Raw genomic sequence first — 14,065 nt, 5'->3', positions numbered from 1 at the left:
CCAGCCTGGGGCGTGGTCGAGAAAACAGAGCGACCAGGATCGCTCCGCCAGTCGGGTAGTCCCCAATGGGTCGATACGTGAACCTGTTCTCCTTGGCACAGCCGCTGCGCAGGGGTGTTGCGCGCCCGCCGTCCTCCGTCGGCACGAGGTCAAGCTCGATCCCGATCGCCAGAGCGCTGGCTGGGTCCATGGGCAGAGAGTAGGTCTGCCTGGCGGCGGTGGCGAACGGATCTGCAGCTGGCGCGGCGTTGACTGGTCGCGAGCAGCGAGGCGACCGGAGATCGCGGTTGCCCCAGGCGTGGCCGAATTGCCGAGGATGGAGGCGCCATTGCTGAAGCACCGCCAACAACTGCGACTCGCGAGATTCCTGACAGAAAGCCTGTTTCAGGATCTATTTTGCCGCACGATGATGCGGTTGTAGATCAGCCGCCCGAGCCGATAGACCAGGTAGGCCGGCACGGTCACGATCGCCAGTGCCACCTTGACTACTCGGTCCATCAATGGGTCGACCACCCGGTCCACAGCCCGGTCGATCCGGCGCTCGATCGCGAGGTGGACGAGAGCGAAAGGCAGGAAAACAAAATATATCCCGCAAGTCGCGAAGCCGGCTATGAGATGGCCCCAGATTGGGACACCGCCGATCTCCTGCTCGAGGAACGATGGCTGCGGTGCGCGGGGTGGGTGAGGTTGCACAGGACCCACTGTAGAGAGCCCTGTCATATCGACTCGAAGGACTGTGGTGAGCTCGACGAAGTCGCGCTCCCGGGCGTTCCCGAGGACTCGATTTGCTGTCGGCAAGACTGGCAGAGCCATGGTTTGTCCCGGCAATGCCCCCATCAAGGCCATCCGCACTCGAATGCCGTAGTCCGTACATCGACACCCTTCCCGGCTCACTACCGGAACCTAGTCGGCTGTCCAGGTGGAGCTGACGGCTGACCAAGGTGCCGAGCTGCGTGCGCTGACCACGAGTGCGGAGGTGTCGGCGGCGGTCGGGACGCGGGCCCGGTTCGTGTTGTGGCATGCCGAGGGTCAGATGAAGAAGGACATCGCGGCGCTGGCCGGGGTGTCACGGCCGACAACTCGAAGTAAATCGATCAGCATCACGATGCACTGGATCCATCACATTGACCATCCGCCCGCAATGAGCGCCCACCAACGATTGAGGCCTGGGCCGGACCGCCCGGCGGCAGTCGACGGCCCGCCTACCTCTGGCCCGGTCCACGCCGGAATCCCGCGACCGCGCCGATACACGCAGACGGCAAAGCGAACGACGGCCGACGCCTCAACCTAAAGCAACGCCGTGAGCAGGACGCCCGGCCCGGCGGACCCCGATGCCGAATTCGAGTTCCTCCCGCACCGGACCACAACGAGGTGCAGAAGACCGCCGCGACGGCAGCCGAGACACTCAGGCGAACGGGTAGGCGGCCCGCAATGAGCGCCCACGATTGAGCCGTCAATATGGCCCGACCGCCCGACCGCCCGACCGCCCGACCGCCCGACGGCAGTCGACGGCCCGCCTGCCTCTAGCCCGGTCCACGCGCCGATACACTCAGACGGCAAAGCGAACGACGGCCGACGCCTCGACCTAAAGCAACGTCGTGATCAGGGCGTCCGGCCCGGCAAGCTCGATACCGACTTCGAGCTCCTCCCGCACACCCTCGACGGTGTCGTCGTGCCCGAGCACCTCGGGAACATCGTTGCCGAGTTCCAGCTGTTCGAGCATGTCGTAGGCCTCACCCAGTGTCGAAGCACCCAACGCGTGCGCCCAGCGCAAGGTGCTCCGGGCCGCGGTTGAAGGGGCGAACTCCTCATCCCATGGATCGCTCACCGGCCACATTCAACCATCACGCAGCGGCAACCACGGTAATTCCGGCGACCAGGCACCCGAACGGCCCACGGAAACAACACGAAGCCGACACCGACCCATCGAGGCTCGGCGTGCACCTCGCGTGGGCGCCGCGTTACGCGCAGCCATGAGCCGCACTGCGGCAACGGCCGCAGGCGATCTGACCCTCCACGGCCCGGCGAAGCCGGCCGTCCCAACCACTCACGCAGCTGGCAGGGAGCGAAGCGACCGGTCTCGACGGGAGTGACGGTCAGCACCATGCAACCAGGCACGAAATGGTCCTGATCTTGATCTTGATCTTGATCACCGAAGATCCCAGCTAGGGCAACCTCCCTCACGCGTATTTGGAAAGGTACTGATCGACCTGCGCCAGGTTGTATCGGCTGCTCTCCTCCGCCCTCTCCTCCCAGGCGAAGACGCAGACCGTCGCGATGCCGTCGAAACCCGTCTCCGCCAGGGTCCGGAAGAACAGATCCCACTCCACCTCGCCCTGCCCGATGTCCAGGTGCTGATGCACGCGGACCGTCGACCCCGGCGGGTTCACGATGTATCGCAGCCCGGACGAGCTGCGATGGTCGAAGCTGTCCGCGATGTGTACGTGTGTCAGCAGCGGCCCCGCGTGCCGTATCACCGCCGCCAGGTCTCCGCCCTGGTGGAACGTGTGCGGCGCGCAGTACAGGAACGTGACCAGCGGCGAGTTGATCCCCTTGACCAGGTTCACCGCGGCGATGCCGTCCTCCACGAAGTCGTCCGGGTGCGGTTCCAGGACCAGCCGGACGCCCTCGCGTTCGAAGATCGGCAGCAGTTCGTCCAGGGAGCGCCAGAACTGGGCCTCGCTCGCCGCCGGCGCCTCCGGGCGGCCGTTGAACTCCGAGTTCATCACGTCGACGCCGAGGTCGACGGTGATCTCGATGGCGCGCTTCCAGTAGCGGACCGCCGCCTGGCGTTCGTCCTCGTCCGGGCCCGACCACTTGTAGAGCGGCAGCACCGACGCCACCGAGACCTCCGCCGCGGCCAGCTCGCGGCGGAACGCCGTCACGTCCGCCGAGGACGCGCGCGGGTGCAGGAAGAACGGCATGAAGTCGTCCCTGGGCGACAGTTCGATGTGGTGGTAGCCGAGGTCGGCGACGACCCGCGGCAGGGTGAGCAGCGGCACCCGGCGCAGCATGTACGGATCCAGCGCGATCCTCACCGCGGCACCCCCAGCTCGGCGTCGTAGAGCGCGGGGCGGGGCGCGAGGGTCACCGGTACGCGGGTGCCGCTGCGCAGCGCCTCGACCCCGGAGTCGGAGACCGCCGCCGCCGCGTAGCCGTCCCAGGCGCTCGGGCCGAGCGGCACTCCCCCGCCGGCGATCGAGTCGACCCACTCCTGGATCTCCACGTCGTACGCGCGCAGGAACCGTTCCCGCCAGTCGACCGGCACCGGCGTCGCCGCCTGCCCGGTGCTGCGTACCAGCACCGGGCTCTGGTCGCCGAGGGCGGCGGTGCCGTCCTCGCCGACGACCTCGCCGCGGATGTCGTAGCCGTACCGGATGTTGACGGAGATCTCCACGTCGACGAGCGCGCCGCCGGCCATCTCCAGGATCAGCAGGAGCGGGTCCTGCAGCGGGCCGCCGTTGCGGCTCTTGCGCGGGATCAGCACCCGGGCCGCGGTGATCTCCTCGCCGAACATCCAGCGGACCATGTCGATCTCGTGGACGGCGGTGTCGGTGATCGCGCTCTCCTTCTCGTAGAAGGACGGCACGTCGGCGTTGCGGTGCGCGCAGTGCATCATCAGCGGATTGCCGATCTGGCCGCTGTCGACCACCTCCTTGAGCGCCCGGTACGCCGCGTCGTACCGGCGCATGTAGCCGACCTGCACCAGCCGGCGGCCGGCCGCGACCTCGGCCTCGACGATGCGCCGGCAGGCGTCCTGCGTGGTGGCCAGCGGCTTCTCGCAGAAGACCGGCTTGCCGGCCGCGATGGAGCCGAGCACGTACTGCTCGTGGGTCGGGCCCCACGAGCAGACGACGACCGCGTCGACCGCCGGATCGGCGATCAGGTCCTCGCCGGTGGCGCGCAGGGCGGCGCCGGGCAGGCCCTCGGCGACCTTCTTGGCCGTGGCCACGTCGACGTCGGTGACGGCGGTGACCGAGACCCCGGCCAGGACCGTGGTCATCCGCCGGATGTGGTCGCGGCCGATCATGCCGGTGCCGATCACACCCACCCGCAGCGTCATGGCGTCCCTCCGACCCCGGCGGCGCGGAGGTAGGCGTACGTGCGCGCCGCGATCGGCGCCGGCACGTCGAACGCGACGGGGTACATGTCCTGTTCGACGATCACGAAGGTGTCCGTTCCCCTCTGCTGCAGCGCGTTGACCACCGAGGGGATGTCCGGGATGCCGGCCGGCGGCTCGCAGCTGGCGCCGAGCGCCACCGCCTGCCCGAACGCGAGGTCCTCGGCCCGCGCCCGGGCCACGATCGCCGGGTCCATCTGCTTGATGTGCAGGTAGCCGATCCGGTCCGGGTGGTCGGCGATCAGCCGCGCCGCGTCGCCTCCCCCGTACGCGAGGTGCCCGGTGTCCAGGCAGATCGACACGTACGCGGGGTCGGTGTCGGCGAGCAGCCGGTCGATCTGCGGCCGGGTCTCGACGTAGCTGTCGGCGTGGTGGTGGAACTGCAGGCGTATCCCGTAGTCCTCGGCCAGCACGCGGCCGAGGTCGTTGGTGGAGCGCGCCAGGGTCTTCCACCCGTCGTCGTCGAGGGTGCCGGCCTCCAGGTATTCGCCGGTGTTGTCGTCGCGAAAGCCCGGCACCGGCACGAAGACCAGGTCGCGGGCGCCCATGGCCGCGGTCAGCTCGGCCACCGCCCGGGTGCGTTCCAGGATCTCCGGGTACGCCTCCGAGCGGTGCAGCCCGCTGTAGCCGTGCATGGTGCCGGCCGAGACCCGCAGCTCCCGGGACGCGAGCTCGTCGGCCAGGCGCGCCGGGTCGGTCGGCAGATATCCGTACGGGCCCAGCTCCAGCCACCGGTAGCCGACGCCGGACAGTTCGTCGAGGAACCGCTGCCACGGCGTCTGCCGCAGGTCGTCGGCGAACCAGACGCCCCACGAGTCGGGGCAGCTGCCGAGCCGCAACTGTGTCACGGCGTCTTCCCGGTGATCCCGAGGTCGTGCACTTCGTCCTCCAGCATCTTGGCCGCGGCGGCCGACACCGCGCCTTCCTGGGCGCTGAGCTCGTGGCTGAGCTCCTCCAGCTCGGCGCCGCCGGCCATCAGCGCGGTCAGCTCGTCGCGGGTGATCTCGTTCTTGCGGTAGTAGCCGAGCGGCCGGCCGCGCTTGAGCAGCAGGAACCGGTCGCCGACGGGGAACGCGTGGTGCGGGTTGTGGGTGATGAAGATGACGCCGAGGCCGCGCTCCCGGGCCTGCAGGATGTACTTGAGGACCACCCCGGACTGTTTGACGCCGAGCGCGGCGGTCGGCTCGTCGAGGATCAGCACCTTGGCGCCGAAGTAGACGGCCCGGCTGATGGCGACGCACTGGCGCTCGCCGCCGGAGAGGGTGCCGATCGGCTGGTCGACGTCGCGCAGGTCGATGCCCATGTCGAGCAGTTCCTTCTTGGTGGTCCGCTTCATGAACGCGATGTCCATGCCGAAGCGGCGGCGCACCTCGTTGCCGAGGAAGAAGTTGCGCCAGACCGGCATCAGCGGCACCACCGCGAGGTCCTGGTAGACCGTGGCGATGCCGAGTTCGAGCGCCTCGCGGGGCGAGCTGAGGTGGACCTCCTCGCCGGCCACCTCGTAGGTGCCGGACGAGTGCTGGTGCAGCCCAGCGATGATCTTGATGAGGGTGGACTTGCCGGCGCCGTTGTCGCCGAGTACGCAGGTCACCTCGGACGCGCCGACCTCGAGGTCGATGCCGCTGAGGGCGTTGATGTTGCCGTAGTTCTTGCCCGCGCCGACGAGCCGGACCAGCGGCGTGGGGGTCTCGACTCTCTCTTCGGTGGTCATTTCCTGGTCTCCGCCCGTCGCCGGATGTACACGTTGAGCAGGGTCGCGCCCAGCAGCATCGCGCCGAGGAAGAACTTGAACCAGTCGGCCTCCCAGCCGGCCAGCACGATGCCCTGCTCGGTCATGCCGAAGATGAAGGCGCCGATCGCGGCGCCGACCGCCGAGCCGTACCCGCCGGTGAGCAGGCAGCCGCCGACAACCGCCGCGATGATGTAGAGGAACTCGTTGCCGGGCCCCTGACCGGACTGCACGGTATTGAACGCGAACAGGATGTGCATGCCGGTGAACCAGCAGACGAACGACACCGTCATGAACAGCCCGATCTTGACCCTCCGCACCGGTACGCCCACCGCACGCGCGCTGGCGTCGGCGCCGCCGACGGCGAAGATCCAGTTTCCGGTACGGCTGCGCAGCAGCACCCAGGTCGCCACGCCGACGAAGAGCGCCCACCAGAACAGGGTGATCCGCAGGTTCATCCCGCCGATCACGACGCTGGAGGCGAAGAACGCGTGTGCGCTGTCGAACCCGTCGATGTCGGAGATGTCCTTGGTGGCCACGCCACCCGAGACGATCTTGGTGACGGCCAGGTTGAGGCCGGTGAGCATGAAGAAGGTGGCCAGGGTGACCAGGAAGCTGGGCAGCCTCGTCCGGACCAGCAGGTAGCCGTTGAAGAACCCGATGGCGAGCGCCACCACCAGCGACACCAGCACGCCGACCCAGACGTTCACGCTGAGCTGGTACGCCGTCATGGAGGCGACAAGCGAGGCCGTGATGACCGCGACGCCGGCCGACAGGTCGAACTCGCCGCCGATCATCAGCAGGGCCACGCCGACCGCGGGGATGCCGTACAGCGAGCTCTGGTAGAGGACGGTCGCCAGCGAGGGCGCCTCGCGGAAGGGCGGGGCGACGATGAAGAACAGCAGGAAGATGACGATCGCGCCGGCCAGCGCCCCGACCTCCGGCCTGGCCAGCAGCCGGCTGAGCATCGATTTGCGGGCGAGCCGTTCGTCGGTGGAGGGCGCCGGGGTCGGCGCCACCAGGGTCTGGCTCATCGGGTACCCGCCTTGGCGTACTTGCTCACGGCGGCGATGTTGCTCTTGTCGATGAAGGCCGGACCGGTCAGGACCTCCTTGCCGCCGCCGAGCACGTTGCCGTTGCGGATGTAGAAGGCCGCGGCGTCGACGGACATGTAGCCCTGCAGGTACGGCTGCTGGTCGACCGCCCAGGCGATCTCTCCGGACTCGATCTTGCCGACCAGCTCGGAGTTCGTGTCGAAGGTGACGATGGTCGTCTTGCTGCTCGAGTCCTGCTTGGCCTGCAGCGCGGTCAGGGCGAACGGCGCGCCGAGGGTGATGACGTGGGTGATCGACGGGTCCTGGCGCAGCTTCGACTCCAGCGTCGAGCGTACGGAGGTCAGGTCGGTGCCGTTGACGTTGATGTTCTCGACCTCGCCGCCGAAGCCGGCCTTCACGCCGTTGCAGCGCGCCTCGAGCTGCGACTGGCCCTGTGCCTGGATCACGCACAGCACCTTGCCGGCGCTCTCCTCCTTGAGCCGGACGCCGGCCGCGTTGCCCGCGATGCCCTCGTCCTGGCCGAAGTACATGACGGCGCCCCACTCCTGGAACGCCTCCCGGCCGGCGTTGAAGCCGATGACCGGGATGCCGGCCGCGACGGCCTTCTGGATCGAGGCCTTGAGCGCATCGGGCGCCGGCACGGAGACCAGCAGCGCGTCCGGCTTGGAGTTGACCGCGTTCTCGATCAGCGTGGCCTGCCGGGTCGGGTCGCCGTCGTTGGAGTACGTGTACTCGACGTTGTCGTTGGCGGCGGCCGCGTCGGCGCCCTTGCGGATGATGTCGAAGAAGGTGTCGCCGGCCGGCGCGTGGGTCACCATGGCCATCTTCAGCCGGGGGCCGGCCGCGGAGTTGGTACCGCCGCCGCCCGAGTTCTTCTCCTCCTCCTGCGCGCCACCCTGGCTGCTGCAGGCCGTGACCACCGCGAGGCTGGCGATCAGCGCGATGCTTACCGTTCGAAGGGATCTCCTGGACATTAGTGCCTCCGGTTGGGGGGACGGTGGGGGTCAGGAAGCGGTCGGAAAGTGCATGCTGGCGCCGTGCGCCGACTCGACGTGCGGCCATCGGGAGGTGACGACCTTGCCGCGGGTGTAGAACGAGACGCCCTCGGGGCCGTGGATGTGCCGCTCGCCGAAGAGGGAGTCCTTCCAGCCGCCGAAGGAGTAGTAGGCCATCGGGACCGGGACCGGGACGTTGATCCCGATCATGCCGACGCGGACGCCGCGCTGGAACCGGCGCGCGGCCTCGCCGCTGCCGGTGAAGAGCGCGGTGCCGTTGCCGTACGGATTCGCGTTGATCAGGTCGATCGCCGCCTCGACGGTGTCGCTGCGCACCACCGAGAGCACCGGCCCGAAGATCTCCTCGGTGTACACCTCCATCGAGGTCTGCACCTGGTCGATGACGGTCGGGCCGACGAAGAAGCCGTCGTCGAAGCCGGGCACCTGGAAGCCGCGGCCGTCGACCAGCAGCTTGGCGCCCTGCCGCTCGCCGGTGCCGATGAGCCCCTCGATGCGGTCCCGGGCCGCGGCCGTGACCACCGGGCCCATCTCGCTCTTCGGGTCGCGGCCCGAGCCGACCACGACCTCGCTCGCCTTGCGGGTCAGGATGTCCGTCAGCGGATCGCCGGCGGCGCCGACCGCGACCGCCGCGGAGATCGCCATGCAGCGCTCGCCGGCCGAGCCGAACGCGGCCGCCGCCAGGTGGTTCGCGGCGTAGTCCAGGTCGGCGTCCGGCAGGATGACCGCGTGGTTCTTCGCGCCGCCGAGCGCCTGCACCCGCTTGCCGGCGGCCGAGGCCTTGCTGTGCAGGTAGCGGGCGATCGGCGTGGAGCCGACGAACGAGACCGCCGCGACGTCCGGGTGCTCCAGCAGCGCGTCGACGGCGACCTTGTCGCCGTGCACGACGTTGAAGACCCCGTCCGGCAGCCCGGCCCGGCGCCAGAGGTCCGCGATGAAGTTCGACGCCGACGGGTCGCGCTCGCTCGGCTTGAGCACGAACGTGTTGCCGCAGGCGATCGCGACCGGGTACATCCACATCGGCACCATCACCGGGAAGTTGAACGGGGTGATGCCGGCGCAGACGCCGAGCGGCTCGCGGAAGCTGAACACGTCCACGCCGGTCGACGCCTGGTCCGAGTAGTCGCCCTTGAGCAGCTGCGGGATGCCGCAGGCGAACTCGATCACCTCCAGGCCGCGCTGCACCTCGCCGGCGGCGTCGCTGAGCACCTTGCCGTGCTCGTCGCAGACGATCTCCGCGAGCCGCCCGATGTTCGCGTTGACGAGTTCCCGGAAGTTGAACAGGATCTTCGTGCGGGCGCTCAGCGACGCCTGGCTCCAGCCCGTGAACGCCGCCTTCGCCGCCGCGACGGCCGCGTCGACGTCGCCCGGCTCGGCCAGCACCACCTCGTGCTGCCGCCGCCCGGTCGCGGGGTTGTACACCGCGGCGCGGCGGTTCCCGGCTCCGGCGGTGGTACGGCCGCCGATACAGTGCTCGATGGTTGTCAACTCGGGTACCTCCTAAAGGTACGAACGCTGGCCCTGCTTGGCGGCGTCGTACGCGGTGCGCGCGGCGCGCGTGCTGTCGAGCTCGGAGACCTCGGAGACGGGCACGTCCCACCAGCTCTCGCTCGACGGCACCGGGGAGAGCGGATCGGTCTCGATGTGCACGACGGTGAGCCGCTCGGCCTCCCGGGCACGCTTGAGCCCCTCGGTCAGCTCGGCGATCGTGCGGCAGCGGATGACGGCGGCGCCGAGGCTCTCGGCGTTGGCGGCCAGGTCGACCGGCAGCCGGGCGCCGTCGTAGTCGTCGCCGGCGCCGCGGTAGCGGTAGCTGGTGCCGAAGCGCTGCGAGCCGAGCGACTCCGACAGCGCGCCGATGGAGGCGAAGCCGTGGTTCTGCACCAGGACGACGACGAGCTTGACGCCCTCTGCGACGGCGGTGACGATCTCCTGCGCCATCATCAGGTAGGAGCCGTCGCCGACCAGGGCGAAGACCTCGCGGTCCGGGTCGGCGAGCTTGATGCCGAGCGCGCCGGCGATCTCGAAGCCCATGCAGGAGTAGCCGTACTCGACGTGGTACTGCTTCGGGTCCCGGGCCCGCCAGAGCAGCTGCAGGTCACCGGGCATGCTGCCGGCCGCCTGCACCACGACGTCGCGCTCGCCGCAGGCGTCGTTGACCGCGCCGATGACCTCGCTCTGCGCCGGCAGCGGGCCGTGCCCGAGGTGGTACGCCTCGTCGACGGTGCGCTGCCAGGCGGCGACGTCGCCGGCGAAGGCCACGTCCGCGCGGTAGCCGCCGAGCGCCGCGGCGAGCGCGGGCAGCGCCTCCCGCGCGTCGGCCACCACCGGCACGGCCGACTGCTTGGCGGCGTCGAACGACGCGATGTTGACGTTGACGAAGCGGACGGCGGGGTTCGCGAAGGCCGTCCGCGAGGCGGTGGTGAAGTCGCTGTAGCGGGTGCCGACGCCGATGACCACGTCCGCGTCCCGGGCCAGCCGGTTGGCGACCGGCGTGCCGGTCGAGCCGATCCCGCCGACCGAGTTCGGGTGATCCCAGCTCAGCGCGCCCTTGCCGGCCTGCGTGTCGGCGACCGGGATCCCGGTGGCGCGGGCGAGGGCGTCCAGCTCCGCGGTGGCCCGCGAGTAGATCACCCCGCCGCCGGCGATGATCAGCGGCCGCCGGGCGGACCGGATCACCTCGGCGGCCCGCGCGACCGCGGCCGGCTCCGGCACCGGCCGGGCCACATGCCACACCCGCCGGGCGAAGAGCGCGTCCGGGAAGTCGAACGCCTCCGCCTGCACGTCCTGCGGCAGGCAGAGGGTGACCGCGCCGGTCTCGACCGGGTCGGTCAGCACCCGCATCGCGGCCAGCAGCGCCGACGGCAGCTGCTCGGGCCGCCAGACCCGGTCGAAGAAGCGCGACAGCGGCCGGAACGCGTCGTTGACGGACACGTCGTACGAGCGCGGATCCTCCAGCTCCTGCAGCACCGGGGACGCGACCCGGGTGGCGAAGACGTCGCTGGGCAGCAGCAGGACCGGAATCCGGTTCACGGTGGCCAGGGCCGCGCCGGTCAGCATATTGGTCGAGCCGGGCCCGATCGAGGCGGTGCAGGCCATCGTGGACAGCCGGTCGCGCATCCGGGCGTACCCGACCGCGGCGTGCACCATGGCCTGCTCGTTGCGGGCCAGGTGGTAGGGCAGGCCCGGGCCGTCCCGGCCGGTGCGCTGCGCCTGCAGCAGGGCCTGGCCGACCCCCGCGACGTTGCCGTGGCCGAAGATGCCGAAGCAGCCCGCGATCGTGCGCTGCTCCACGCCGTCACGCTCGGTCCACTGGTTCGACAGGAACGTGACGAGGGCCTGGGCGACGGTGAGCCTCACGGGCGTCTCCTTTCCCTGGTCGAGGTGAGCGGCAGCCGGGGATCCGGCTCCTGGTGGTTCCACGAGGCGCGGACCCACGCGTGCTCCGGGTCGTCGGAGAAGAGCCAGCGGCGCTCCCCCGCGCCCGCCATGACGTTGAGGTAGTAGAGGTCGTAGCCGGGCGCGGCCATCGACGGGCCGTGCCACCCGTACGGGATCAGCACGACGTCGCCGCTGCGCACCTCGGCGCAGACGTCGATGGGGCGGTCGGAGTGGCCGTACACGCGCTGGTAGCCGACGCCGGGCGCGCCGACCGGGGAGTTGGCGACCTCGTAGTAGTAGATCTCCTCGAGGGCGCACTCGCCGTCGCCGGCCGCGTCGTGCTTGTGCGGCGGGTACGACGACCAGTTGCCGCCCGGGGTGAGCACCTCGACCGCGATCAGGCGGTCGGCGTCGAACGACTCCGGCGTACAGAAATTGTTGACCTGGCGGCTGGCCTGGCCGGCGCCGCGCAGCTCGACCGGCACCGCGTCGGCCGGCCCGTAGCGGAACGGCAGCCGCCGCTCGGCGCGGGCCGCGGGCAGCGCGAACCGCCCGCCGTTCGGGGTGCGGATGACGACGGACGAGCCGCGCGGCAGGTACGCGAAGTCGGTGACCCGGGAGAAGACCGAGCGCCGCCCGGTCAGGGTGACCCGCTCGTCGTCGCAGGTCACGTCGCAGCCGCCGGTCAGCGGCAGGACGATCATCTCCGCGTCCCCGGTGTGGAAGGTGGCCCGGGTGCCGATGGCCAGGTCGAGGATCCGCAGCCCGCTGAAGCCCCAGCCGGCGCTCTCCGGCGTCACCATCGTCTCGAACGGCCGCGCGCCGGCGGTGCCCCTGCGCAGGTGCGTCATAGCAGGCTCACCGCCCGGTCGACCGCGGCCGCGACGTCGCCGCCCGGCGGGTACAGCAGGCTGCGCCCGATCACCAGGCCCTGCACGGTCGGCAGGACCAGGGCCTTGCCCCACTGCACGTACGCGGCGTCGGCGTCCTCGGACACCTCGCCGCCGAGGATCAGCGCGGGCAGCGTCGTGGCGGCCATGACCCGCTCCATCTCGTCGACCACGGGCACCTTGAGCCAGGTGTACGCCGAGGTCGGGCCGAGCCCCGCCGCGACGGTCATGGCCCGGATCATCGCCTCGGCGGTGAGCTCGTTGCGGACCCGCCCGTCGAAGCGGTGCGAGATGAAGGGTTCGACCATCGCCATCAGCCGGTGCGCGGCGAGGTCGCCGACGGCCCGCCCGCAGCTCTCCAGCGTGGCCACGGTTCCGGCGTCGTCCGGGTCGATGCGCAGCAGCATCTTGCCGCCGGAGAACCCGGCCGCGGCGAGACTCTCCCCGTCGTACGCGGTGAAGCGGTCGTCCATCTCGAAGCTGGTGCCGGCGAGACCGCCCCGGTTCATCGACCCGATGACGACCTTGTCGTCGAGGGCGCCGAGCAGGAGCAGGTCCTCGAGGATGTCCGGGGTGCCGAGCACGCCGTTGACGCCGGGCCGCCCGAGCGCGGTGCAGATGCGCCGCAGCAGGTCGGCCCGGTTGCCCATGGCGAGCGGGTCGGCGCCGGCGCGCAGCGCGCCGCGCGCCGGGTGATCGGCCGCGATGATCATCATCCGGCCGTGCTCGCCGCGCCAGGAGACCGGCCGCCGGCGTTCGGCCGCGGCGGCCGCGATCGCGCCGGGCCGGTCGGCGCGGGCGGCGACGAGCTCTCCGACGTCAAGCACGGGCGCTCCCACCGCCGATCAGGTCGCGGACCTCGGCCTCGGTCGGCATGGCGTCCGCGCAGGACAGCCGGGTGGCGACGATCGCGCCGGCCGCGTTGCAGAAGCGCATCACCGTCTCGAGGTCCCAGCCGGCGAGCAGGCCGTGGCAGAGCGCGCCGCCGAACGCGTCGCCCGCGCCCAGCCCGTTGACCACCTCGACCGGGACCGGCGGCACCTGCACCTCCTCCTTGCCGTGCTCGCCCGAGGCGAGCACGCCGCGCGGGCCCTGCTTGACGACGGCGAGGCCGACGCCCGCGTCGTGCAGCGCCCGGGCCGCGCCGCGCGGGTCGCGGACGCCGACCGCGGTCTCGCACTCGTCGAGGTTGCCGACGGCGACGCTCACGTGCGGCAGGGCCTGCCGGACCCAGTGCCGGGCCTCCTGCCGCGACTGCCAGAACATCGGCCGGTAGTCCAGGTCGAGCACGGTGATGCCGGCGCCGCCGCGGGCCCGCAGCGCGGCGAGGGTCGCCTCCCGCGAGGGCGAGCGGCACAGCCCGGTGCCGGTGACCCAGAAGATGTCCGCGGCGCGGATCGCTTCGAGATCCAGTTCGGACTCGGAGATCTCCAGGTCCGGCGCCTTGGGGAACCGGTAGAAATAGAGCGGAAAGTCGTCCGGGGGAAAGATCTCGCAGAACGTCACCGGCGTCGGCAGGCCCGCCACGGACGTCACGAAGCGGTCGTCCACGCCGAAGCCGCGCAGCGCATCGTGGAGGAACTCGCCGAACGGGTCCGCGCCGGTGCGGGTGATCACGGCGCTGCGGCGCCCGTAGCGGGCGGCGGCGACGGCGACGTTGGTCGGGCTGCCGCCGAGGAACTTCGCGAACGTCCGGACCTCGCGCAGCGACACGCCGATCTGTTGTGGATACAGGTCGACGCCGATACGTCCCATGGTCAGTACCTCGTCTGCGGGCATGTGCCCCCCAAGCGGTAGACGGTTGGTCACAGCGCGGAGAAATGGACCTTGGTGGGGTATCTCGGTTCGTTTCGATGTAATAACGTGAGTGCTTCTAC

13 protein-coding genes are annotated in these 14,065 nt (G+C 70.5%); all 13 read right to left on the bottom strand.

From position 1 onward, the window contains the following. Positions 1 to 384: 384 nt before the first annotated feature. A complete protein-coding gene (locus ACIBSW_RS33805) occupies positions 385 to 693 on the bottom strand; it encodes a hypothetical protein (RefSeq protein ID WP_354723751.1) in 309 nt (102 codons plus the stop codon). Between the two features lie 892 nt (positions 694 to 1,585). Continuing rightward, positions 1,586 to 1,837, bottom strand: a complete 252-nt coding sequence (locus tag ACIBSW_RS33800; protein ID WP_354723753.1) for a hypothetical protein — start codon at positions 1,835 to 1,837, stop codon at positions 1,586 to 1,588. A 343-nt stretch (positions 1,838 to 2,180) separates the two neighbouring features. Then, positions 2,181 to 3,038 (bottom strand): sugar phosphate isomerase/epimerase, encoded by an 858-nt coding sequence (locus ACIBSW_RS33795; protein WP_354723755.1) that lies wholly within the window; start codon positions 3,036 to 3,038, stop codon positions 2,181 to 2,183. Continuing rightward, a complete protein-coding gene (locus ACIBSW_RS33790) occupies positions 3,035 to 4,063 on the bottom strand; it encodes a Gfo/Idh/MocA family oxidoreductase (RefSeq protein ID WP_354723757.1) in 1,029 nt (342 codons plus the stop codon). Before ACIBSW_RS33790 ends, ACIBSW_RS33795 begins: the two co-directional genes overlap by 4 nt. Next, positions 4,060 to 4,968: a TIM barrel protein gene (locus ACIBSW_RS33785; RefSeq protein ID WP_354723759.1), complete on the bottom strand. Its 909-nt coding sequence runs from the start codon at positions 4,966 to 4,968 to the stop codon at positions 4,060 to 4,062. Before ACIBSW_RS33785 ends, ACIBSW_RS33790 begins: the two co-directional genes overlap by 4 nt. Continuing rightward, positions 4,965 to 5,831 (bottom strand): ATP-binding cassette domain-containing protein, encoded by an 867-nt coding sequence (locus ACIBSW_RS33780; RefSeq protein WP_354723761.1) that lies wholly within the window; start codon positions 5,829 to 5,831, stop codon positions 4,965 to 4,967. Before ACIBSW_RS33780 ends, ACIBSW_RS33785 begins: the two co-directional genes overlap by 4 nt. Then, the gene (locus ACIBSW_RS33775; protein ID WP_354723763.1) at positions 5,828 to 6,883 is read right to left on the bottom strand and encodes an ABC transporter permease; all 1,056 of its coding nucleotides are present in this window, start codon (positions 6,881 to 6,883) and stop codon (positions 5,828 to 5,830) included. The genes ACIBSW_RS33780 and ACIBSW_RS33775 overlap by 4 nt, the downstream gene beginning before the upstream one ends. Next, the gene (locus tag ACIBSW_RS33770) at positions 6,880 to 7,878 is read right to left on the bottom strand and encodes a substrate-binding domain-containing protein (RefSeq protein ID WP_354723764.1); all 999 of its coding nucleotides are present in this window, start codon (positions 7,876 to 7,878) and stop codon (positions 6,880 to 6,882) included. Before ACIBSW_RS33770 ends, ACIBSW_RS33775 begins: the two co-directional genes overlap by 4 nt. 30 nt (positions 7,879 to 7,908) lie before the next feature. Continuing rightward, positions 7,909 to 9,405: a CoA-acylating methylmalonate-semialdehyde dehydrogenase gene (locus tag ACIBSW_RS33765; RefSeq protein ID WP_354723766.1), complete on the bottom strand. Its 1,497-nt coding sequence runs from the start codon at positions 9,403 to 9,405 to the stop codon at positions 7,909 to 7,911. A gap of 12 nt (positions 9,406 to 9,417) precedes the next feature. Beyond that, the gene (gene iolD, locus ACIBSW_RS33760; RefSeq protein ID WP_354723768.1) at positions 9,418 to 11,277 is read right to left on the bottom strand and encodes a 3D-(3,5/4)-trihydroxycyclohexane-1,2-dione acylhydrolase (decyclizing); all 1,860 of its coding nucleotides are present in this window, start codon (positions 11,275 to 11,277) and stop codon (positions 9,418 to 9,420) included. Next, a complete protein-coding gene (gene iolB / locus ACIBSW_RS33755; protein ID WP_354723770.1) occupies positions 11,274 to 12,149 on the bottom strand; it encodes a 5-deoxy-glucuronate isomerase in 876 nt (291 codons plus the stop codon). Before iolB ends, iolD begins: the two co-directional genes overlap by 4 nt. Further along, a complete protein-coding gene (locus ACIBSW_RS33750) occupies positions 12,146 to 13,015 on the bottom strand; it encodes an aldolase (RefSeq protein ID WP_354723772.1) in 870 nt (289 codons plus the stop codon). Before ACIBSW_RS33750 ends, iolB begins: the two co-directional genes overlap by 4 nt. Then, positions 13,008 to 13,943 (bottom strand): 5-dehydro-2-deoxygluconokinase, encoded by a 936-nt coding sequence (iolC, locus tag ACIBSW_RS33745; protein ID WP_354723774.1) that lies wholly within the window; start codon positions 13,941 to 13,943, stop codon positions 13,008 to 13,010. Before iolC ends, ACIBSW_RS33750 begins: the two co-directional genes overlap by 8 nt. Positions 13,944 to 14,065: the final 122 nt, after the last annotated feature.

It is taken from the genome of Actinoplanes sp. NPDC049668 (genome assembly GCF_044465445.1).
Lineage (GTDB): Bacteria > Actinomycetota > Actinomycetes > Mycobacteriales > Micromonosporaceae > Actinoplanes.
This window is presented reverse-complemented; position numbering and strand designations above follow the sequence as displayed.